Source organism: Dechloromonas denitrificans (genome assembly GCF_020510685.1).
In the GTDB taxonomy this organism is placed as follows: domain Bacteria; phylum Pseudomonadota; class Gammaproteobacteria; order Burkholderiales; family Rhodocyclaceae; genus Azonexus; species Azonexus denitrificans_A.
This window is the reverse complement of sequence record NZ_CP075185.1, coordinates 3,788,272-3,808,462: the sequence shown is the minus strand read 5'-3', so window position 1 is coordinate 3,808,462 and position 20,191 is coordinate 3,788,272. Positions and strand designations below refer to the sequence as shown.

At 60.9% G+C, this 20,191-nt stretch carries 26 protein-coding genes; 13 read left to right on the top strand and 13 right to left on the bottom strand.

The window, feature by feature from the left end; genetic code table 11:
• The first annotated feature begins 2 nt into the window (after nucleotides 1–2).
• The 3 genes from glyA to ribD are packed head-to-tail and all read left to right on the top strand — an operon-like array spanning nucleotide 3 to nucleotide 2,809.
• Nucleotides 3–1,253: a serine hydroxymethyltransferase gene (gene glyA / locus KI611_RS18240; protein ID WP_226417070.1), complete on the top strand. Its 1,251-nt coding sequence runs from the start codon at nucleotides 3–5 to the stop codon at nucleotides 1,251–1,253.
• A gap of 6 nt (nucleotides 1,254–1,259) precedes the next feature.
• Nucleotides 1,260–1,724 carry a transcriptional regulator NrdR gene (gene nrdR / locus KI611_RS18235; RefSeq protein ID WP_226417069.1) on the top strand — a complete coding sequence of 155 codons (465 nt, stop codon included), beginning with the start codon at nucleotides 1,260–1,262 and terminating at the stop codon, nucleotides 1,722–1,724.
• Nucleotides 1,721–2,809, top strand: a complete 1,089-nt coding sequence (gene ribD / locus KI611_RS18230) for a bifunctional diaminohydroxyphosphoribosylaminopyrimidine deaminase/5-amino-6-(5-phosphoribosylamino)uracil reductase RibD (protein ID WP_226417068.1) — start codon at nucleotides 1,721–1,723, stop codon at nucleotides 2,807–2,809. Before nrdR ends, ribD begins: the two co-directional genes overlap by 4 nt.
• On the opposite strand, the gene KI611_RS18225 is transcribed toward ribD, so the two are convergent.
• The 4 genes from KI611_RS18225 to KI611_RS18210 are packed head-to-tail and all read right to left on the bottom strand — an operon-like array spanning nucleotide 2,724 to nucleotide 6,839.
• Nucleotides 2,724–3,551, bottom strand: coding sequence for a HesA/MoeB/ThiF family protein (locus KI611_RS18225; RefSeq protein WP_226417067.1), 828 nt, complete (start codon nucleotides 3,549–3,551; stop codon nucleotides 2,724–2,726). The two genes, ribD and KI611_RS18225, sit on opposite strands and share 86 nt — an antisense overlap.
• Nucleotides 3,548–3,949, bottom strand: coding sequence for a hypothetical protein (locus KI611_RS18220; RefSeq protein ID WP_226417066.1), 402 nt, complete (start codon nucleotides 3,947–3,949; stop codon nucleotides 3,548–3,550). Before KI611_RS18220 ends, KI611_RS18225 begins: the two co-directional genes overlap by 4 nt.
• 20 nt (nucleotides 3,950–3,969) lie before the next feature.
• Nucleotides 3,970–5,412, bottom strand: coding sequence for a S41 family peptidase (locus KI611_RS18215; protein ID WP_226417065.1), 1,443 nt, complete (start codon nucleotides 5,410–5,412; stop codon nucleotides 3,970–3,972).
• The gene (locus KI611_RS18210) at nucleotides 5,409–6,839 is read right to left on the bottom strand and encodes a murein hydrolase activator EnvC family protein (protein WP_226417064.1); all 1,431 of its coding nucleotides are present in this window, start codon (nucleotides 6,837–6,839) and stop codon (nucleotides 5,409–5,411) included. The genes KI611_RS18215 and KI611_RS18210 overlap by 4 nt, the downstream gene beginning before the upstream one ends.
• An 81-nt stretch (nucleotides 6,840–6,920) precedes the next feature.
• Here KI611_RS18210 and KI611_RS18205 point away from each other — a divergent pair, with 81 nt between their 5' ends.
• Genes KI611_RS18205 through KI611_RS18180 form a run of 6 tightly spaced genes read left to right on the top strand, consistent with a single transcriptional unit; the run spans nucleotide 6,921 to nucleotide 9,852 of the window.
• Nucleotides 6,921–7,238 carry an ArsR/SmtB family transcription factor gene (locus tag KI611_RS18205; protein ID WP_226417063.1) on the top strand — a complete coding sequence of 106 codons (318 nt, stop codon included), beginning with the start codon at nucleotides 6,921–6,923 and terminating at the stop codon, nucleotides 7,236–7,238.
• A 3-nt stretch (nucleotides 7,239–7,241) separates the two neighbouring features.
• The gene (locus KI611_RS18200) at nucleotides 7,242–7,667 is read left to right on the top strand and encodes a rhodanese-like domain-containing protein (RefSeq protein ID WP_226417062.1); all 426 of its coding nucleotides are present in this window, start codon (nucleotides 7,242–7,244) and stop codon (nucleotides 7,665–7,667) included.
• On the top strand, nucleotides 7,664–7,930 hold the full coding sequence (gene grxC / locus KI611_RS18195; RefSeq protein ID WP_226417061.1) for a glutaredoxin 3: 267 nt from the start codon (nucleotides 7,664–7,666) through the stop codon (nucleotides 7,928–7,930). Before KI611_RS18200 ends, grxC begins: the two co-directional genes overlap by 4 nt.
• 27 nt (nucleotides 7,931–7,957) lie before the next feature.
• A complete protein-coding gene (gene secB, locus KI611_RS18190; RefSeq protein WP_226417060.1) occupies nucleotides 7,958–8,416 on the top strand; it encodes a protein-export chaperone SecB in 459 nt (152 codons plus the stop codon).
• Nucleotides 8,417–8,419: 3 nt separating this feature from the next.
• A complete protein-coding gene (locus tag KI611_RS18185; protein ID WP_226417059.1) occupies nucleotides 8,420–8,866 on the top strand; it encodes an SH3 domain-containing protein in 447 nt (148 codons plus the stop codon).
• Nucleotides 8,863–9,852 (top strand): NAD(P)H-dependent glycerol-3-phosphate dehydrogenase, encoded by a 990-nt coding sequence (locus tag KI611_RS18180; protein WP_226417058.1) that lies wholly within the window; start codon nucleotides 8,863–8,865, stop codon nucleotides 9,850–9,852. The genes KI611_RS18185 and KI611_RS18180 overlap by 4 nt, the downstream gene beginning before the upstream one ends.
• Here KI611_RS18180 and KI611_RS18175 read toward each other — a convergent pair.
• On the bottom strand, nucleotides 9,849–10,313 hold the full coding sequence (locus tag KI611_RS18175) for a tRNA (cytidine(34)-2'-O)-methyltransferase (RefSeq protein WP_226417057.1): 465 nt from the start codon (nucleotides 10,311–10,313) through the stop codon (nucleotides 9,849–9,851). The two genes, KI611_RS18180 and KI611_RS18175, sit on opposite strands and share 4 nt — an antisense overlap.
• A gap of 43 nt (nucleotides 10,314–10,356) precedes the next feature.
• The gene (locus KI611_RS18170; RefSeq protein ID WP_226417056.1) at nucleotides 10,357–11,052 is read right to left on the bottom strand and encodes a ComF family protein; all 696 of its coding nucleotides are present in this window, start codon (nucleotides 11,050–11,052) and stop codon (nucleotides 10,357–10,359) included.
• A 106-nt stretch (nucleotides 11,053–11,158) separates the two neighbouring features.
• Between KI611_RS18170 and bioB the strand changes: the two genes are divergently transcribed.
• A complete protein-coding gene (bioB, locus tag KI611_RS18165; protein ID WP_226417055.1) occupies nucleotides 11,159–12,142 on the top strand; it encodes a biotin synthase BioB in 984 nt (327 codons plus the stop codon).
• Nucleotides 12,139–13,017, top strand: coding sequence for a methyltransferase domain-containing protein (locus KI611_RS18160; protein WP_226417054.1), 879 nt, complete (start codon nucleotides 12,139–12,141; stop codon nucleotides 13,015–13,017). Before bioB ends, KI611_RS18160 begins: the two co-directional genes overlap by 4 nt.
• Here KI611_RS18160 and KI611_RS18155 read toward each other — a convergent pair whose 3' ends face one another.
• From KI611_RS18155 to KI611_RS18140, 4 genes are all read right to left on the bottom strand, one after another.
• Complete coding sequence (locus tag KI611_RS18155) at nucleotides 13,018–13,671, bottom strand: sulfite oxidase heme-binding subunit YedZ (RefSeq protein ID WP_226417053.1); 654 nt, start codon at nucleotides 13,669–13,671, stop codon at nucleotides 13,018–13,020.
• Nucleotides 13,668–14,513: an HDOD domain-containing protein gene (locus KI611_RS18150; protein ID WP_226417052.1), complete on the bottom strand. Its 846-nt coding sequence runs from the start codon at nucleotides 14,511–14,513 to the stop codon at nucleotides 13,668–13,670. The genes KI611_RS18155 and KI611_RS18150 overlap by 4 nt, the downstream gene beginning before the upstream one ends.
• Before the next feature lies 1 nt (nucleotide 14,514).
• Nucleotides 14,515–14,946: a CBS domain-containing protein gene (locus KI611_RS18145; protein ID WP_226417051.1), complete on the bottom strand. Its 432-nt coding sequence runs from the start codon at nucleotides 14,944–14,946 to the stop codon at nucleotides 14,515–14,517.
• Nucleotides 14,947–15,066: 120 nt separating this feature from the next.
• Nucleotides 15,067–15,702, bottom strand: coding sequence for a c-type cytochrome (locus KI611_RS18140; protein WP_226417050.1), 636 nt, complete (start codon nucleotides 15,700–15,702; stop codon nucleotides 15,067–15,069).
• 107 nt (nucleotides 15,703–15,809) lie between these two features.
• Between KI611_RS18140 and yihA the strand changes: the two genes are divergently transcribed.
• Entirely contained in the window at nucleotides 15,810–16,472 is a 663-nt protein-coding gene (yihA, locus tag KI611_RS18135) for a ribosome biogenesis GTP-binding protein YihA/YsxC (protein ID WP_226417049.1), read from the top strand.
• Between the two features lie 132 nt (nucleotides 16,473–16,604).
• Nucleotides 16,605–17,606 carry a porphobilinogen synthase gene (gene hemB, locus KI611_RS18130; protein WP_226417048.1) on the top strand — a complete coding sequence of 334 codons (1,002 nt, stop codon included), beginning with the start codon at nucleotides 16,605–16,607 and terminating at the stop codon, nucleotides 17,604–17,606.
• Nucleotides 17,607–17,660: 54 nt separating this feature from the next.
• On the opposite strand, the gene slmA is transcribed toward hemB, so the two are convergent.
• The 3 genes from slmA to argB are packed head-to-tail and all read right to left on the bottom strand — an operon-like array spanning nucleotide 17,661 to nucleotide 19,842.
• A complete protein-coding gene (slmA, locus tag KI611_RS18125) occupies nucleotides 17,661–18,272 on the bottom strand; it encodes a nucleoid occlusion factor SlmA (RefSeq protein WP_226417047.1) in 612 nt (203 codons plus the stop codon).
• A gap of 38 nt (nucleotides 18,273–18,310) precedes the next feature.
• A complete protein-coding gene (locus KI611_RS18120; RefSeq protein ID WP_226417046.1) occupies nucleotides 18,311–18,955 on the bottom strand; it encodes a pyrimidine 5'-nucleotidase in 645 nt (214 codons plus the stop codon).
• Nucleotides 18,955–19,842: an acetylglutamate kinase gene (gene argB, locus KI611_RS18115; RefSeq protein ID WP_226417045.1), complete on the bottom strand. Its 888-nt coding sequence runs from the start codon at nucleotides 19,840–19,842 to the stop codon at nucleotides 18,955–18,957. The genes KI611_RS18120 and argB overlap by 1 nt, the downstream gene beginning before the upstream one ends.
• Nucleotides 19,843–20,191: the final 349 nt, after the last annotated feature.

Sequence of the window (20,191 nt, the reverse complement as noted above, 5' to 3'; positions counted from 1 at the left end):
CCATGTTTTCCGCGAAAGACACCCTGGCAAAAGTTGACCCCGAACTCTGGCAAGCCATGCAGGACGAAGTCCAGCGTCAGGAAGATCACATCGAACTGATCGCGTCCGAAAACTACGTCAGCAAGGCCGTCATGGAAGCCCAAGGCTCCCAGCTCACCAACAAGTACGCCGAAGGCTATCCGGGCAAGCGCTACTACGGCGGTTGCGAATACGTCGACGTGGCTGAGCAGATCGCCATCGACCGCCTGAAGAAGCTGTTCGGCGCCGATGCCGCGAACGTCCAGCCGAATTCCGGTTCGCAGGCCAACCAGGCCGTACTGATGGCCTTCGCCAAGCCGGGCGACACCATCATGGGCATGAGCCTGGCCGAAGGCGGTCACCTGACCCATGGCATGGCGCTCAACATGTCCGGCAAGTGGTTCAACGTCGTCTCATATGGCCTGAACGAGAAGGAAGAGATCGACTACGACAAGATGGAAGCGCTGGCCCGCGAGCACAAGCCGAAGATCATCGTGGCCGGTGCCTCCGCCTACTCCCTGCGCATCGACTGGGAACGCTTTGCCAAGATCGCCAAGGAAGTCGGCGCCATTTTCTGGGTCGACATGGCCCACTACGCCGGCCTGATCGCCGCCGGTTTCTACCCGAACCCGGTACCCTTCGCCGACGTCGTCACCTCGACCACCCACAAGACCCTGCGCGGCCCGCGCGGTGGCGTCATCCTGATGAAGGCCGAGCACGAAAAGGCACTCAATTCCGCCATCTTCCCCGGTCTGCAAGGCGGTCCGCTGGAGCACGTGATCGCCGCCAAGGCCGTCGCCTTCAAGGAAGCCGCGACGCCGGAGTTCCGCAACTATCAGGAACAGGTCATCGCCAACGCCCGCGTCATGGCCCGCGTGCTGGGTGAGGAGCGCGGTCTGCGCATCGTCTCCGGCCGCACCGAAAGCCATGTGTTCCTGGTCGACCTGCGCGCCAAGAACATCACCGGCAAGGAAGCCGAAGCTGCCCTCGGTCGCGCCCACATCACGGTCAACAAGAACGGCATCCCGAATGATCCGCAGAAGCCGTTCGTCACCTCCGGCATCCGTATCGGTTCGCCTGCCATGACGACCCGCGGGTTCACCGAGATCGAGGCGGAAACGGTCGCCCATCTGGTGGCCGACGTGCTGGAAGCGCCGAACGACGAAGCCGTGGCCGCCGCCGTGCGCGCCAAGGTTGCGGCGCTGTGCAAGAAGTTCCCGGTCTACGGAGCCTAAAGGCCCGTGAAATGCCCTTTCTGCGGTGCTGAAGACACGGCGGTAGCCGATACCCGTCTGAACGACGAGGCCGACGTTGTCCGTCGCCGCAGAAAGTGCAATGCCTGCGACAAGCGCTTCACCACCTACGAGCGGGCTGAGATCCAGCTGCCGCAGGTGGTCAAGAAGAATGGCCTGCGTGCCGAGTTCAGTCGCGGCAAATTGCGCGCCAGTCTTGAACTGGCGCTGCGCAAGCGGCCCGTCTCGATCGAGTCGGTCGATGCGGCAGTGGCCGACATCGAGGAAATGCTGCTGTCGGCCGGTGAGCGCGAAGTCACGACGCAGCAACTAGGCGAACTGGTGATGCGCGAGCTAAAGAAGCTCGACAAGGTGGCCTACATCCGCTTCGCCTCGGTCTATCGCAACTTCGAAGACGTCGATGCCTTTTCCCGGGCCATCCGCGAAGTCTCCCCCGCCGCCAAGAAAAAATGAGTTTTACCGCCGTCGACCACGGCATGATGGCGCACGCCCTACAACTGGCCGAGCGTGCTTTGTGGACGACCTCGCCTAATCCTCGCGTCGGTTGCGTCCTCGTCCGGGCCGGCGAAATCGTCGGCGAAGGCTGGCACGAGAAGGCTGGCGAGCCGCATGCCGAAGTCCATGCGCTGCGCGCAGCCGGCGACAAGGCGCGCGGCGCGACGGCCTATGTGACGCTGGAACCGTGCAGTCATCACGGTCGCACGCCGCCCTGCGCCGAAGCCCTGATCGCTGCTGGCGTTACCCGTGTTGTGGCAGCGATGAGCGATCCCAATCCTTTGGTTGCGGGCCAGGGGTTGGCTCTGCTGCAAGCGGCCGGCATCGAGACCGCTTGCGGCCTGCTGGAAGACGAAGCGCGCGAACTGAATATCGGCTTTGTTGCGCGGATGACCCGTGGGCGTCCGTGGCTACGCCTGAAAGCCGCGGCCAGCCTGGATGGCAAGACGGCCTTGAATAATGGTGTCAGCCAGTGGATTACCGGGCCGGAGGCGCGGCGTGACGGCCATCGCTGGCGGGCCCGGGCGTGCGCCATCCTGACCGGTATCGGTACGGTGCGCGACGATGATCCGCAACTCAGTGTGCGCGATGTTGCAACGACTCGTCAGCCCTTGCGGGTGGTGGTCGATAGCCGGCTGGAGACGCCGCTGACCGCCCGCATCCTGCAGGGTGGGCCGGTACTGATTGCCGGGGCGATGGAAAATGCCGAAAAAGAGGCGTTGTTGCGCTCGGCCGGCGCCGAGGTGCTGATTCTGCCGAATGCTGCCGGCAAGGTCGATCTCAAGGATCTGCTCGAGGAGCTCGGCCGGCGTGGCGTCAACGAAGTGCATGCCGAGTCCGGCTTCAAACTGAACGGCTCATTGCTGCGCGAGGGGCTGGTCGATGAACTGCTGCTCTATCTGGCGCCCTGCCTGATCGGCCATCAGGCCAGCGGCCTGTTCAATTTGCCGGAACTGACTACGCTAGCCGGCAAGCGCCTGTTGCAGGTTCGCGATCTGCGCCAGATTGGCGAAGATATTCGCCTGCTCGCCCGCTTCCGTTAGGGCCGCAAACCGCACAGCCGGCGTCCTTCTTGAATCGGACGGTGCGCCATTCCATCGTCAGTGCATCGAGCAGCAGCAGCCGGCCGGTCAGCGATTCGCCGATGCCCGCCGCCAGTTTCAATGCTTCGGCGGCCTGCATGCTGCCGACAATGCCAGTCAGCGGCGCGAAAACCCCCATCACCGCACAGCGCACTTCCTCGACCTCGTCACCTTCGGGGAATAGGCAGTGATAGCACGGTGAATTGTCGCGGCGCAGGTCGTAGACGCTGATCTGGCCGTCAAAACGGATGGCGGCGCCGGATACCAGCGGTTTCTTGTGGTGTACGCAGGCGCGGTTGATGGCGTGCCGCGTCGCGAAATTGTCCGAGCAATCGAGCACGAGGTCGACGCAGGCGACCAGCGTGTCGAGCGCCTCGCCGGAAAGTCGTTGCTGCAGCGGAACGACCTCAATATCCGGATTGATCGCGGCAAGCGCCTGTTTGCCGGAAACTGCCTTGGCCAAGCCGACGCGTGCCTGGGTGTGAAGGATTTGCCGTTGCAGATTGGTGAAGTCGACGGTGTCGTCATCAACCAGCGTGATCTTGCCAACACCGGCCGAGGCCAGATAAAGCGCTGCTGGTGAGCCCAGGCCGCCGGCCCCGATAATCAGGGCGTGTGTGCCAAGGATGCGCTTCTGGCCTTCAATGCCCAGCGCGTCGAGCAGGATGTGGCGGCTATACCTGAGAAGCTGCTCGTCGGTCACTTATATTCGCGCCACTCCGGCGGCGTATCGTCATGGTCGCCATGCGGGCGGTGTTCCCAGGCTTTGACGTAGGCCTCCTGCGAGGAACTCTTGAGCAGTTTTTCCGGGGCGCCGAGGTTGTGCAGTTGGGTGTCCTCGACGTAGTGGATCAGCGCTCTGGTCAGCTTGCTCAGCAGCGTGTTGTCGAGGTGGTAACCCTTGTCCTCAAGATGCGCTTCAAGCTCCTGCAGCGTGTGTTGCTGGAGTTCGTAGTCGACCGCCACGGCGCGCTTGTCGATCTTCGGCGCGACCTCGACTTCCTCCAGGCGTTGCAGATCGTCCGCCGCCTCCGGCACCTGGCCGGGGGGGAACTTGGAGAACAGTATTTCGCGGTGCTTCTTGAGGTCGCTCGAACTCATCACTCCTCCCTTGAGGTGTATTAGTTCTTGGTCTTGTTCTGCATGATCTGCAGACCCTTGAGAAGGTTGACCGCCTGCTGGAACTGGTAGTCCCCCTTGGTGGCGTATTCGAGGCGCTGCGGCATGTCATCCTCGGCTTCGTCCTTGCCATTCTTGTCCTTGCCGGGCTTGGCCGGTGTCTTGGACTGCGGCTTGAGGTCCGGTTTCGGCTCGGGTTTGGCGGGATCTTTCGCGGCATCCTTTTCGCGGTCGTTGATCAGGTGGCGATCGAGATCGGCCTCGCGAATGCGGGCAAAGTTGGCGCCGCCGCTGCCATTGGCCGTTTCTTCGACGACGATGTCGGGGACGATGCCCTTGGCCTGGATTGAGCGGCCGTCCGGCGTGTAGTAACGTGCCGTGGTCAGCTTGATCGCCGTATTGCCGGGCAGCGGGAGGACCGACTGCACGGAACCCTTGCCGAAAGTCTGCGTCCCCATGATGACCGCGCGCTTGTAGTCCTGCAGCGCACCGGCGACGATTTCCGACGCCGAAGCCGAGCCGCTATTGACCAGCACGACCATCGGCACTTTCTTGACGTCGACCGGAAGCGTCCGCAATGGGTCTTCGCGGGTGCCGCGCAGGTAATCGCGCGGCCGGGCAAGGAATTCCTGCTTGGCATCTTCGGTGCGTCCGTCGGTTGAGACGACCTTGACCTCCGGTGGCAGGAACGCCGCCGAGACACCGATCGCGCCGTTGAGCAGGCCGCCCGGATCGTTACGCAGGTCGAGCACGAGGCCGTTCAGATTGCCGTCCTTGTACAGGGTGTTGAGGTGCTTGGCCAGTTCGGCGACGGTGTTGTCCTGGAACTGGGTGACCCGAATCCAGCCGTAGCCGGGTTCGATGAGCTTCGACTTGACGCTCTGCACCTTGATCACTTCGCGGATCAGCGTGATTTCCAGCGGCTTGGCTTCGCCCTTGCGCAGGATGGTCAGCTTGATCGGGGTCTTCGGCTTGCCGCGCATCTTTTTGACGGCATCGTTCAGGGTCAGGCCCTTGACCGGCGTTTCATCCAGCTTGAAGATCAGGTCGCCGGCCTTGACGCCGGCGCGGTAGGCCGGGGTGTCCTCGATCGGCGAGACGACCTTGACCAGACCGTCCTCCATGCCGACTTCGATACCCAGGCCGCCGAACTCGCCCTGCGTGCCAACCTGCAGGTCCTTGAAGGCATCGACGTCGAGGTAGGCGGAGTGAGGATCGAGATTGGACAACATGCCGGAGATGGCATTGGTGATCATCTTCTTGTCTTCGACCGGCTCGACATAGCCCTGTTTGATGGCGCTGTAGACCTCGGCAAAGGTGCGCAGCTCGTCGATCGGCAACCCGGGTTTGACATCCTTGTCGGCCAGGGCCGGGATGTGCAGGCTGATGAGTGCGCCGGCGACGAAGCCGCCTAATGCCAAGCTGATAGTTTTCGTTTTGCTCATTTCAAACTGGACCATTTCATCGGGTCGATCGGTTGCCCCTGGTGGCGGAGCTCAAAGTATAAACCGGAATCCGGATTGCCCCCGCTATTGCCAACAGTGGCTACCGTTTCCCCGCCTTTTACTGCCTGCCCGACCTGCTTGAGCAGTGAATCGTTGTTGCCGTAGATCGTCAAATAGGCATTGCCGTGATCGACGATCAGCAAGTTACCAAACCCCCGCATCCATTCGGCAAATACGACCCGGCCGCTGGCCACAGCCTTGACCTCGCTGCCAGCACCGGCCTTGATGAACAGGCCGCGCCAGGTACCGCCGCCATCGCGCGGCGAGCCGAAACGACCCGATACGGCGCCGCGGACCGGTAGTCGCAGGTTGCCTTTTTGGCGGGCAAAACTGCCATCGCTGGCGACCGGTTCGTAGCGATTTTCGGATTCGACAGGTTTGGTCTGTCGCGGTTCGCTGTCCGGTGGGGTTGGCCGGGCGGCTTGTTTTTCCTCGGGGGCGGGGCGCGGCTTGGCGGCGCGCCGGGCCGCTTCGGCCAGTCGTGCCGCTTCTGCAGCCTTCGCCGCCTCGGCTGCGCGGGCAGCTTGGGCCGCTTGGACGGCGAGAATTCTCGACAAGCGATCGATCAGCTGGGTCATCCGCTTTTCGTTCTGTTGCAGAGTGCCAATTTCCTTGCGCTGGGCATTGACCTTGCTGGATATCTCGGCGAACAAGGCCTGCCGCTCATTTCGTTGTTTTTGCAGTTCAGCGTGGCGTTTCTGTTGTTCGGCTTCGACCTCGGCCAGTTCGGCGTTGCGTTCCTTGGCGTCGTTGGCCAGTGCCTTCTTTTTGGCGAGGGTCGTGTTGATTTCGCCCATCAGCTCGGCGCGCGTTGCGGCGATTGCCGAGAGATAGTGCAGATCGCGCGCCATCTGGTTCGGATCGTCGCCGTTGAGCAGCAGTTGGAGCGAATCCGGTGTGCCGCGCAGATATTGCTTGTAGAGCAGCTTTTCCAGCTGTTTCTGTTGCTGACCGAGGGTGCCGCTCAGTTCGCGGGATTGCTGTTCGAGGTTTTGCAGTGTTTGCTGCAACTTTCCCCGCTGCTCGGAGAAGTCATGGAGTTCGCGCTGCAGGCGGGAAATCTGACGTTCGGATTCGCGCAGGCGGTCGGCGGCGTCGGCCCGGTTCTCCTCGCTGGTGTTGAGATCCTTGCGCAGGGTTTCAATCCGGCCGCGCAATTCGCCGAGGTCAGCCTGTTTCTCGGCGATCTCGGGCGTCGCGGCGACCGCTTTCTGGGTCGCCTGCGGCTTGGCCTCGGCGGCGCCGCTGCCAATGAAAAAGGCGGCAATCAGTGCCGCCGTCTGAAACCTGTTGAACCGATGCCGGCCGGGCTCCCGGCCCCGCCCCAATTTTCCGGGGGCTGCGGAGCGTTCTTTTTGGTGAGCCATGACGGTTTGAGATAGATTAAGGTCGGCGAAACGCAAGGCCTTATTTTATAATGATCCATTCACCGATATTGAGGTTTTATCTTGGAAACGCCACCCTTCAGCCTGATCGACAAGCAGGAGCACATCGAACTGGCTGCCCGCGCCCTCAAGGCTATCGCGCATCCGTTGCGCCTGAAGATCCTTTGCGTGCTTGGTGACCAGGAAGCCTGTGTGCAGGATATCGTCGATGCCGTCGGTACCTCGCAAAGCAATATTTCCCAGCATTTGGCCATCCTTCGCGAAAAGGGCGTACTGCTCACGCGCAAGGATGCCAATCGTGTTTTTTATCGGGTGGGCGACCAGCGCACCCTGCAGCTCGTCAGCATGATGCGCGAAGTTTTTTGTGGCGTGGAGGCCTGATCAATGCCGATGGACTTTATCAACCAGAATATCCTGCTTGTTTCGATTGCCGTAATCAGCGGCCTCGGTCTGCTCTGGCCGTTGTTCGCGCGGCCGGCCGGCAACGGCCTGACGCCGGGCGAGGCGACTTTGCTGATCAACCGGGAAGATGCGCACATCGTCGATGTGCGCGAAGTGGATGAATTTGCTAGCGGCCATCTGCCCGAGGCTAAGAACATTCCGGCCAGCAAACTGGCTGACCGTATCGCCGAACTGGAAAAATTCAAGGACAAGCCGATTCTTCTTTGTTGTGCCTCGGGCATGCGCTCCGGCAAGGCCGGCATTGAATTGAAGAAACAGGGTTTCAGCAAGCTGTACAACCTGGCCGGCGGCGTCGATGCCTGGGTTGGCGCCGGTTATCCGGTCAAAAAGGGAACGCGGAACAAATGAGCGCACCGGTATTGATGTACACCACGGCCGTCTGCCCTTTCTGCATTCGCGCCAAACAGTTGCTTGCCGCACGTGGCGTGACGGCGATCGAGGAAGTCCGGGTCGATCTCGATCCGGAGCGACGCGATGAAATGATGCAGAAAACTAAGCGGCGTACAGTGCCGCAAATCTTCATTGGCGACACCCATGTCGGTGGCTGTGACGATCTATATGCGCTTGACGCGGCCGGCGAATTGAAAGCGCTGCTCGACGGCAACGTCTGAATCCGTTTAACTCTCTGAAAGAAAACCATGGAACAAAACGAACAGCCGGTCTTCGGTATTGAAAAGCTCTACGTCAAGGATTTGTCGGTCGAAGTGCCGAATGCTCCGGAAATTTTTCTCGAGCGCGAAGCGCCGCAAGTCGAGATCCAGCTCAATACCGGTGGTCGTGGGGTTGGCGAAGGCGTTTTCGAAGTCGTGCTGACGGTTACCGTGACCGCCAAGATGGGCGAAAAGACCGTGTTCCTGGTCGAAGTCGGACAAGCCGGTATCTTCCGCATCCAGAATGTGCCGGAAGACCAGATCGAGCCGCTGATCGCCGTTGCCTGCCCGAACATTCTGTTCCCGTATGCCCGCGAAACCGTTTCCGATGCCGTTACCCGGGCTGGCTTCCAGCCCATCGTGCTGCAGCCGGTCAATTTCGAAGCCATGTACATGCAGCGTCTGCAAGCACAGGCTCCGGCTCCTGCCGATACGACCATTCAGTAAATCATGACGATGTGGCGCCGGACTCTGCTTGCCCTGTCGCTGATCGGTGCCGCTGGTGCGGCGCTGGCCATTGACTACCGTTCGGTCGATGTTCCGGCCGCCATTCTCTACGACGCGCCATCGCAGAAGGGCAAGAAGCTCTATCTGATCAAGGCGCAGACGCCGGTTGAGGTGGTTGTCCGCCTCGACGGCTGGCTCAAGGTCCGTGACGCTGAAGGTACGCTGGCCTGGATCGAGGCGCGCTATCTCGCCGAACGTCGGACGCTGGTCGTTACCGCCGCGCAGGGCGAAATCCGCCAAACCGACAAGCCGGAAGCGCCGGTTCTGGCGCAACTCGATAAATGGGTCGCGGTCGATTTTCTTGAGGCGGCATCGCCCGGTTGGGCCAAGGTCCGTCACCGCGACGGTGCGGTCGGCTACATTCGTTCGACGCAGGTCTGGGGTCTATGAAAGTTACTTTGCTTGGCGCCGGTGCCTGGGGTACGGCGCTGTCCATCGCCTTTGCCGGCAAACACCAGGTGACGCTGTGGTCGCGCCAAACCGATGTGGCGCTCGACTTGCGTGAAACCCGGGAAAACCGTCGTTTTTTCCCCGGCCACCGATTGCCGGATGCGGTCGAGATATCGACCGATTTTGCGGCGGCAGTGAGCGGGGCGGAATTGCTGGTCATCGCCACCCCGATCGCCGGCTTGCGCCCGACCGTCGAGCATCTGAAAGCGCTCGATGTCACGCTGCCCCTGCTTTGGGTGTGCAAGGGCTTTGAAGCCGGGACGGGCAAGCTGCCGCATCAGGTGGTTACCGAAGTCCTCGGCCCGCAGGTGATCTGCGGCGCGCTGTCCGGGCCGAGCTTTGCCGAAGAAGTGGCGGCCGGCCAGCCGACGGCGGTTGCCCTGGCCGCCAACAATCCGGTTTTTGCCCGCGAAGCGGCGCGTCAGTTGCACACGACGCGTTTGCGGATCTATGCCAATGACGATCTGGTCGGCGTCGAGGTCGGCGGGGCGGTGAAGAATGTCTTGGCAATAGCCACCGGGGCCTGCGATGGTCTCGGCCTTGGTCTCAATTCCCGGGCGGCCCTGATGACCCGCGGTCTGGCGGAAATTGCCCGGCTTGGCCTGGCGCTGGGCGCCCAGCGCGAAACCTTCATGGGGCTGGCGGGGATGGGCGACCTGATCCTGACGTGCACCGGCGATCTGTCGCGCAATCGGCGGGTCGGCCTGGCGCTGGCGGAAAACAAGTTGCTGCCGCAGATTCTCGAAGAACTCGGTCACGTTGCCGAAGGCGTCTATACGGCCCGCGAGGTCGATCAGCTGGCGCGCAAACTGGCCGTCGACATGCCGATCAGTGCGGCAGTCGCCGCGGTGCTTGATGGTCGCCTGACCGCTGCCCAGGCTTTGGAGCAGTTGATGGCGCGCGACCCGAAAGAAGAGATCGCCTAGAGCGAGCCGGTGAAGCCGGCTTGACGCCAGGCTTCAAAGACCGTGACGGCCGCGGCATTCGATAGGTTCAGGCTGCGCTGACCGGCCTGCATGGGCAGGCGCAGACGTTGCTCGGGGCTGAATTCAGCCAGCACTTTCGGCGGCAGACCGCTGGTTTCCCGGCCGAAGACGAAAACATCATCTGCCTGCAGCGTCGTCGTAAACGGGCTGGCCTGGCCCTTGGTCGTCATGGCAAACAGGCGCCGCCCGGCCAGGGCGACTTTGCAGGCAGCCCAATCTGCGTGACGAACGACGCGGGTGTACTCGTGGTAATCCAGCCCGGCCCGGCGCAAGCCCTTGTCGGTAATGTCGAAACCGAGCGGCTCAACCAGGTGCAGTTCGGCGCCGGTGTTGGCGCACAGGCGAATGATGTTGCCCGTGTTGGGCGGAATTTCAGGCTGATAGAGGACGACGGCGAACACGTTGCTTGCTCTGAATGGCTGGGGTGGCGGATTAGAACACGGTTTAATGCTTCAGTGCGCGGGCGGCAACGACCGCCGTGACGTGCGCGGCGCCATGCAGCTTGAGCACCCGCGCGCATTCGTTGAGCGTCGCCCCGCTGGTCATCACGTCGTCGATCAACAGAACGTTTTTCCCGGTCATGTCTGCCGTGCATTCGAAGGCGCCACGGACATTCTTGCGGCGCTCCTTGAGCGGCAGGTCGGCTTGTCGCGGGGTTGGCCGGTTACGGAAGAGGCTGCAATGATCGACCGGCAGATTAAGCTGCTTTCCCACCCCCCGGGCAATTTCCATCGACTGGTTGAAACCGCGTTCACGCAGACGTTCAGGGTGTAGCGGCAGGGGCACGATCAGTTGTTCTCCGGGTTTGATCAGCGCCGCCAACCGATACCCCAGCCATTTTGCCACGGCCAGTTGATGGCCGTATTTCAGCGCCTGAATGATTCGGTCGACCGGGAAGTCGTAGTGAAAGGCGGCCAGCGTCTGATCGAAGTGTGGCGGATCCGTCAGGCAGGCACCGCAGCGTTCGCCATGCGTGGTTTGTTCGGCACATTGCGGGCAGCAAGCGCTTGGTGGTGCGGGCAGGTCGGCTGCGCACGCTGGGCACAGCAGAGCGTCGGGGCTGTCGCTGCCACAGAGCAAGCAACTCCCGGGAAAGGCATCGTTCAGCCAGCGGCTGACGAGCGACTTCAGCCGATACATAAGGCGCTGGGGTAAAATTGACAGGGTTCCGGGCGTCTTCGATAATCCATAATTACCGATGCGTTCCGCGTCCGATTTCCATTGAATCTTTCAAGCAAGGCCTCTCATGCAAGCTAGCACTCTCGCCGCCGTTCCTGCCGTTTCGCAGACTGCACCCACCCACCGCTGGACGGTCGGCGAGGTTCTCGCCCTCTACGAAATGCCCCTGATGGATCTGATCTGGCGCGCTCAGGGCGTGCATCGCGAAAATTTCGATCCGAACGCCATTCAACGCTCGACGCTGCTTTCGGTCAAGACCGGTGGTTGTTCCGAAGATTGCAGCTATTGTTCGCAGTCGGCCCGCTACGATACGGACACCGAGCGGGAACGCCTGATGCCGTTGGCCGAAGTGGTTGCCGCAGCGAAAGTGGCCAAGGAAAAAGGCGCTTCCCGATTCTGCATGGGCGCCGCCTGGAAAGGCCCGAAGGACGGCGATCTCGACCGGGTGCTCGACATGGTGCGCGAAGTCAAGGCGCTCGGCATGCAGACTTGCGTGACGCTCGGCATGCTCGGCGAAGGCCAGGCCGAAAAGCTCAAGGATGCCGGTCTCGATTACTACAATCACAACCTGGATACCGACAAGGAATTCTACGGTCAGGTCATCAAGACCCATACCCACGATGACCGCCTCGATACGCTGGACCAAGTGCGCGATGCCGGTATCAACGTCTGTTCCGGCGGCATTATCGGCATGGGCGAGTCGCGCAAGAACCGCGCCGGGCTGATCGTCCAGCTGGCCAATCTGCCCCAGCCGCCGGAGTCCGTGCCGATCAACAACCTGGTGCCGATCCCCGGTACGCCGATGGCGAACAATCCGCGTCTCGACCCTTTCGAGTTCGTCCGCACCATTGCCGCCGCCCGCATCACCATGCCGACCTCCTGGGTTCGCTTGTCGGCCGGCCGTCAGGAAATGAGCGACGAGTTGCAGGCCTTGTGTTTCCTGGCCGGCGCCAATTCAATGTTCTATGGCGATCATCTGCTGACTACCGGCAATCCGGATGTCGATCATGATGATCAACTGTTTGCCCGTCTGGGCGTCAAGGCAGTTTGAGCGCTGGGTTTGTCGACCGGCCGCAGGTCGGTCGACGCTTCTCAAAAGTCGCGGCGCGTTACGGCGAGGCCGATTTTTTTGCCCGCGAAGTGGACCGCCGGATGCAGGAGCGGCTGGATTTCGTCAACATTGCGCCAAATCGCATCCTTGATCTTGGGTGCAGCCTGGGTGCCAGTTTTCCCGGACTGGCGGCGCGCTATCCGGCGGCGCAATTGCTCGGGCTCGATGTTTCGCCGGCCATGCTTGACGCCGGTCGGACCCAGCCGCAAGGCTGGCAGCGCTGGCTGGGCTTTGGCAAGAAGTCGGGGCCGCAAAGGCTGGCGGCCGATGCCGCCAAGCTGCCCCTGAAATCGAGGTCGACTTCACTGGTCTGGTCGAATCTGCTGCTGCACTGGTTGGACGATCCGCTACCCGCCCTGGCCGAGGCGCATCGCGTGCTCGACGTCGGTGGTCTGCTGATGTTCTCGACTCTCGGCCCGGATTCGCTGAAGGAGCTGCGGACGGCCTTTGCCGATGGCTACGCCCATACCCAGCGCTTCATCGACATGCACGACCTTGGCGACATGCTGGTCGGTTGCGGCTTTGCCGATCCGGTGATGGATATGGAAGTGATCACGCTGACCTATGACGATCTCGATGCCATGTTCGCCGAATTGCGGGCCGCCGGTTCAGGGTGCGCCATGAAGGCCCGGCGCCACGGGCTGACCGGACGTGGCGCGCTGACAGCGGCGCGGGCGGCCTATGAAGGGATGCGCCGCGCCGACAAGTTGCCGGCGACTTTCGAGGTGGTCTATGGTCACGCGTGGAAGGCAGAAGCCAAGCAGACGGCTGACGGGCGGGCTATCGTCCGCTTCGACCTGACCCAGAAAAAGTAGTCAGTCCGGTTTCTGCTTGAAGAACTTGATCGGCTTGGCGTCCGGGAAACGCGGTACCGGAATGGCCTTACGCCGACGCTCGCGAATGCGCCAGCCCAGCAGAATGCCCAGGGCAAGCGCATAGGCAACCGGCCAGAGCAGCGCTTCAGGCTTGCTTAGCCAGAGGTAATGGATGGCCGCCAGAATTCCCGCCAGATAGATATTGCGGTGCCATTCCTGCCATTGGCGGCCGCCCAGCTTGCGAATGGCCCAGTTGTTGGAGGTGGCGGCGAGCGATGCGAGGAGCAGGAAGGCGGCAAAGCCGACCGTGACGAAAGGCCGCTTGAAAATATCCTTGGCGATGTCGTCGATCACAAAGCGATGATCGAAGCCGATGAAGGATAAAAAATGCAGCGTCGCGTAGAAAAAGCAGAACAGGCCAAGCATGCGACGCAGGCGCAGCAACCAGTGCAGTCGGGTGATCACGCGCAGCGGTGTAATGCATAGCGTCAGTAGCAGCAGATTGAATGTCCAGGAGCCGGTCCAGCGCTGCACAAAGGCTACCGGATCGTTGCCGAAATCGCCCGTTCCGGCCGCCCATAGCAGGCGGGTCAGCGGGAGCAGGCAAACCAGAAAGAGTGCCGCCTTGAGCCAGGCGAGTTGCTGATTGCTCAAACGGTCAGGGCGGCGTGCAACTCACGCACGTCTTCCTCGGCCTCGCTGAGCAGATCGGCATAACGTTCGCGGTCGGCATTCATCAGCGCCAGCTCTTCCGGGGCCAGATCGTAAGCCAGCCAGTCCTGGGGGCCGCCGGCCAGCAGATTGGCAAAATACAGGACATCGCGAACGCTGCACGGCGTCTGGATATTTTTTAGCCGGCCATGTTCGCGCACGGCGTCGACGATGCTGGCGGGAAGGCCGAGGATGTGCAGCAGGCTCTCGCCGATGCTCTCGTGCCATCCCCGCAGCAGTTCGAGCATCGCCGGTTCGTTGTCGCGGTATTCCGGGTATTCGGCCGCCCGGTACAGCAGGTAGAAAATTCCGATGTTGTGGACCAGGCCGCTCAGCATCGCTTCATCGGGATTGATGCGGCCCAGGCGTCGGGCCAGTACGCGGGCAATCGCCGCGACCCGTATCGAGTGTTCCCAGGCCCGACGGGCGATGCCGTCGTAGGCAGCGAGGTTGCGCGATTTCATCATCTGGTCCATGGTTACCGCCAGAGAGGTGGTGCGGACGGCTTCGAAACCCAGGCGGCTGATCGCTCCCGAGAGTTCGGTGATGGCTGTGCCCGATGGATTGAAGACGACCGAGTTGGCCAGGCGCAGCAACTTGCTCGAGATCAGCGGTTCGACGCCAACCACCTGAACGACACGTTCCAGGCTGGCGGACGGATCCTTGAGGGTGTTTCGGACCAGAATGGCGGCATCCATGCACGTCGGAAAGTTAACATCGCCCGACAGGTCGCGGGCGATGTCTTCAAGGATGCGGAAATGAATGCGAGCGTCGGTAGTGTCCATCTCAGCCGGTAATGTAGCGTTCCAGTTCGGTAATCAGGAATTGTTGCGTGCTGATCGTTTCCTTGACCAGGTCGCCAATCGAGATGATGCCGACAACGCTACCATCTTCATTGAGTACCGGCAGGTGACGGAAGCGCTTTTCCGTCATCAATGCCATGCATTCGTCGAGCGTCGTGCCTGGGGTGACGTAGGCGACGCGCTCGCTCATGATGTCGCGAACCAGGGTCTCCTTCGACGTCTTGCCTTGCAGGATGATCTTGCGGGCGTAGTCACGTTCCGAAAAAATGCCAACGAGTTGTTCGCCCTCAAGCACGAGCAAGGCGCCGACGTCGTGCTGAGCCATGATGTTCAGGGCATGAAAAACAGAGTCACTGGGAGCGACTACTGCGAGCGGCCGGTGTTTGTCGGCCAGCATCTGCTTTAGCGTTTTCATCGTAAGACTCCTCCGTTGGATCGAATTGTTGTTCGGGCAGTCTATCCCCGTGAATCCGGGCTGCCAAGTCTTCAGAAACAAAAAAGGCAGCCGCAGCTGCCTTTGTCCTTTTGGCCTTGATTAGCGCAGGCCTGCCGCGTAATCGGCAACCGCTTTTATTTCGGCATCGGAGAGTTTGCCGGCGATGGTGCGCATCATTTTTTCCGGATCGTTGCTGCGTTCTTCGGCGCGGAATGCCTTCAGCTGGGCTTCCGTATATTCCGGGAACTGACCAGCCAGACGCGGGTACTGGGCGGGCAGGCCGGCACCGGCCGGGCCGTGGCAGCCGGCGCAGGCGGGGACGCCCTTCTTGAAGTCGCCCTGGCGCCAGATTTTCTGGCCAAGCGCGATCAGCTTTTCATCCTTGGCGGTCGCCGGCTTCTGTTTCTGGCTGGCAAACCAGGCGGCAACGTTGGCAATTTCTTCATCAGGTACGGCGGCAGCCATGCCGGCCATGATGGCATTGTTGCGGACGGCGGGCTTGCCGTCGACCGACTTGAAGTTGTGCAACTGCTTGGCGAGGTATTCCGGAACCTGACCAGCCAGAATCGGGTTGGCGGATACGGCGCTATTGCCGTCGGCGCCATGACAGGCGACACAGACGGTTTCGGCGATGACTTTGCCCTTGGCAGGATCAGCCTTGCCCTTGGCTGCTTCGGATGCATGAGCGATGAAACTGGTGGCAAGTAGGATTGCCATTGCCGCGGTACGAATCATTTTCGAGCTCCTTGTACGCGTTTGTGGGCGCTTTGGCCGGAACGGAGGTTACAAACCTGCTATTCTATATCAGTTCACCGCCCCTTGGCGGGTCTTCAAGGTTTTTTATGCCTCTGTTCCAGCAGGCGGTTTTCCTTACAACCGTCGCCAATCTTCGTGATTTACCAATGGATTCCGTCTGTGAAGTTGCTTTCGCCGGCCGTTCCAATGCGGGTAAATCTTCCGCAATCAATACGCTGGCCGGCCGGGTTCGGCTGGCCTATGTCAGCAAGACGCCGGGGCGTACACAGCACCTGAATTACTTCACCCTGAGCGAGGGCAAATACTTTGTCGATCTGCCCGGTTATGGCTATGCCAAAGCACCGGAAGCGATCCGTTCGCAATGGGAAGGTCTGATCGGTCCTTACCTGAGCAACCGGGAGCAGTTGGCCGGGTTGGTCGTAATCATGGATATTCGCCGCCCGCTCACCGATCTCGATCTGCGTCTGATCGACTGGTTCCGGCCCCTCGGGAGGCCCATTCATATTTTGCTATCCAAGGCCGACAAGCTGAGTCGTCAGGAGCAGACCAAGGTGCTACGGTCTGTCACGGCAGAGCTGGCTACCTGGGGCGATGCTGATCTTTACTCCGTTCAACTGTTCTCCAGCCTGAAAAAGACCGGTGTCGAAGAAGCGGAGGTCGTGCTCGCCGGTTGGCTGGGTATGGAAAGAAAGGCGCTGGAAAATAAAGGGCCCCCGGATAAGGGGGGTCCGGGGGCCAAAATGCCCTGACGTAGTCAAGGCACCCGCTCAGGGAGGTGAAGCGGGAGATAGCGCGTGCCATCTGCAATCTCTGACGCTGGTCAATGTGCAAAGTTCCTCGCTGGTTGATAATTTTTCTGTCGAATTGATTGAGGTTGAAGCATGAGTTCTACCGGACGTTTTCCCGCAACACGCATGCGCCGGATGCGGCGCGATGATTTCTCCCGTCGTCTGATGCGGGAGTCGGCCTTGACGGTTGATGACTTCATTTATCCCGTTTTTGTTCTCGAAGGCGAAGGGCGAATCGAGAAAGTTGCTTCGATGCCGGGCGTCGAGCGGCAGTCGCTGGATGTCCTGCTGAAGACGGCCGAACGGGCTGTCAAGCTGGGTATTCCCGCGCTGGCGCTATTTCCGGTGATCGATCCGGCGCAGAAGTCGCTCGGAGCGGAAGAGGCCTTCAACGATGCCGGACTGGTGCCGCGCGTGATCAAGGCGCTCAAGCGCGAGTTTCCCGAACTCGGTGTGATTACCGATGGCGCGCTTGATCCTTATACCATTCATGGCCAGGATGGCCTGATCGACGAAACCGGTTACGTGCTGAACGACGAAACGGTCGAGGTGCTGGTCAAACAGGCGCTTTGCCATGCTGCGGCCGGGGTCGATGTGGTTGCCCCGTCGGACATGATGGATGGGCGGATTGGTCGGATTCGCGGTGGACTCGATGCGGCCGGCTTTATCCATACCCGCATCCTGGCTTATTCCGCCAAGTACGCCTCGGCCTTCTACGGCCCCTTCCGCGATGCCGTCGGCTCCGCCGCCAATCTTGGCAAGAGCAACAAATACTCTTATCAGATGGATCCCGGCAACTCCGATGAGGCGCTGAAGGAAGTCGCTCTCGATCTGGAAGAGGGGGCCGACATGGTGATGGTCAAGCCGGGCATGCCTTATCTCGATATCATCCGCCGCGTGAAGGACGAGTTCAAAGTACCGACCTACGTTTACCAGGTCAGCGGCGAGTACGCGATGTTGAAGGCGGCCTTCCTCAACGGCTGGCTGAACGAAGAGGCCTGCGTGCTGGAAAGCCTGCTGGCCTTCAAGCGGGCCGGGGCGGATGGCATTCTGACCTACTTTGCGCTGGATGCGGCGGAGTATCTGAAGCGCTGATTGGCTCGGCAGCAGGGACTTACGACGAGGGCGGCCATGGCCGCCCTTTGTTTTTCAGTCGCTGCCCGGTGTGCCGGACTGCGACAAGCAGGCGAAATACAGCATGGTCCATTGTTGCGGCCATTGGGCCAATGGTTCGCGGCTGAACCCGCTACGGGCATATTGTTCCCAGCGGCCAACGGCATAGCAGCGCAGCAGGTTGGCGAGGGCACCGAAGTCGGCGTCGGCTTTCAGGTTTTCCTGGGTCGCAGCGATGCGCAAGGATTGCTTGAGTGCGGCTTCAACCTTGTCGAGCAGGGCATTGATGCGTGCCTGCAAGCGCTCGTTTTCATTGACCAGCGCATCGCCAATCAAGACCCGGGTCATTCCCCGGTTTTTTTGGGCAAAGCGGAGCAGCAAGGCGACGATTTGCTCGACTTGCTTGAGGCCCTCGTTTTCATCGCTGGTGATCTGGTTGATGACCCCAAACAGGCTTTGCTCAATGAACTCGATCAGCCCGTCGTACATCTGGGCCTTGCTGGCAAAGTGGCGATAGAGAGCGGCTTCCGAGCAGTCGAGCTGCCCGGCCAGGGCTGCCGTCGTGATCTTTTCGCCTTTCGGGGTCTCCAGCATGCTGGCCAGTGTCTGCAGGATTTGCAGGCGCCGCTCGCCCGGTTTGGTCGCCATGATTGCCCCCTCTTGATTATTGGCTTTGTGTCGGGAAATTATAGTCGACCGCAACGCGCCGGTAGTTGCAGCACCGAGCCAACCTTGACGTCAACATAGGGCGAGCCCTGTGAGCCAGTACTTACCCACACGGTCTTCATGCCGAGTTTCTTGGCGGTAATCAGGTTGATCAGGCTGTCCTCAACCATGATGCAGCGCCGGGGGTCGAGACGCTCCGCCTGGAGCAGGGCGCGGTATCCGGAAGCCATCGGTTTCGGGCGGAAACGAGTGCTTTCGACCGAGTAAATCGCGTCGAAGCAGCGCCACAGGCCGGTAATTTCCAGTACGCCTTCCATGTAGTGGCGGGGGGCGTTGGAGAACATGATCTTGCGCCCCGGCAGGCGACGCAGCGTATGCAGGGTCTGGCGCGGAAAAATGACCATGCGGCGCAGGTCGGGGAACTGGTGGGTTTCCTTGAGGAAATGGGCCGGATCGGTGCCATGGTGGCGCATCAGACCGAGTAGCGTGGCGCCGTAACGGTGCCAGTAGCCCTGGCGAATGCGGTTGGCCTCGTCCTCGTCGACGCCGAGATGCCGCTCGATGTATTCGCGCATCGAGCGGTTGATGTGAGGAAAGATGTGCGGACTCGCGTCATGCAGCGTGTTGTCCAGATCGAACAACCAGACGCGATCCGATGCCCCCATCAGTGCGACTTGATCATCGTACCGACCCCGTGGTCGGTGAGGATTTCCAGCAGCAGCGCGTGTTCGACGCGGCCATCGATGATATGCACGCCCTTGACGCCATTGCGGGCGGCATCGAGTGCCGAGCCGATCTTCGGCAGCATGCCGCCGGAGAGGGTGCCATCGTCGACCATTTCATCGATCTGCTTGGGAGTAATGCCGCTGATCAGGTTGCCGGCCTTGTCGAGCACACCCGGCGTGTTGGTCAGCAGTACCAGCTTTTCAGCCTTGAGCACTTCGGCGATCTTGCCGGCCACGACGTCGGCGTTGATGTTATAGGTCTCGCCATCCTTGCCGACCCCGATCGGCGCAATGACCGGGATGAAGGCGCCGCTATCGAGCAGGGCGATCAGCGACGGGTCAATCTGGGTGATGTCGCCGACCTGGCCGACGTCGATCAGGTCGCCCGGAATGTCCTTGTTTTCCAGCATCAGTTTCTTGGCGCGGATGAAACTGCCGTCCTTGCCGGTCAGGCCGACGGCCTTGCCGCCGTGCTGGTTGATCAGGTTGACGATTTCCTTGTTGACCTGGCCGCCGAGGACCATTTCGACGAGGTCCATGGTCTCGGCGTCGGTAACGCGCATCCCCTGGATGAATTCGCCCTTCTTGCCGACCCGTGCGAGCAGGCTTTCAATCTGCGGACCGCCGCCATGCACGACGACAATGTTGAAGCCGACCAGCTTGAGCATCACCACATCGCGAGCAAAACACTGCTTCAGATGTTCCTCGGTCATCGCATTGCCGCCATATTTGACGACGATGGTCTTGCCGTGGAAACGCTTGATGTAGGGCAGGGCTTCGGCCAGAACGGCGGCCTTGAGGCCGGGGGAAAGATTTTCGAGACTCATGGCTTGCTCCGAGTGGAATCGCCGCGGATTGTACAAAGAAAAAGGCCGGAACGGGGTCCGGCCTTGTGCGTTGTAGGTTCTCAGAATTGTTTAAAAAATTCTCAGTACTTTAAAAATCCGAAAGGCTCCGCAAGGAGCCTTTTTCACTTACATGAGTAAATAAAGTCGGTTATCGGAATATTGGTAAGGCTTCAAATCTTCCGCTCTGGCCAGAAATAGTTAGTCGGAAAGGTGATGACCGCCGACCATTCTGCTTTAGGCGCTTGAGTGGGTTAGATTCGTCAGGGAAGCACCTTCGGTCTACGGTTGGGAGCGAAAACCCCCTGCTCAATGCGAGCCGTGACCAAGA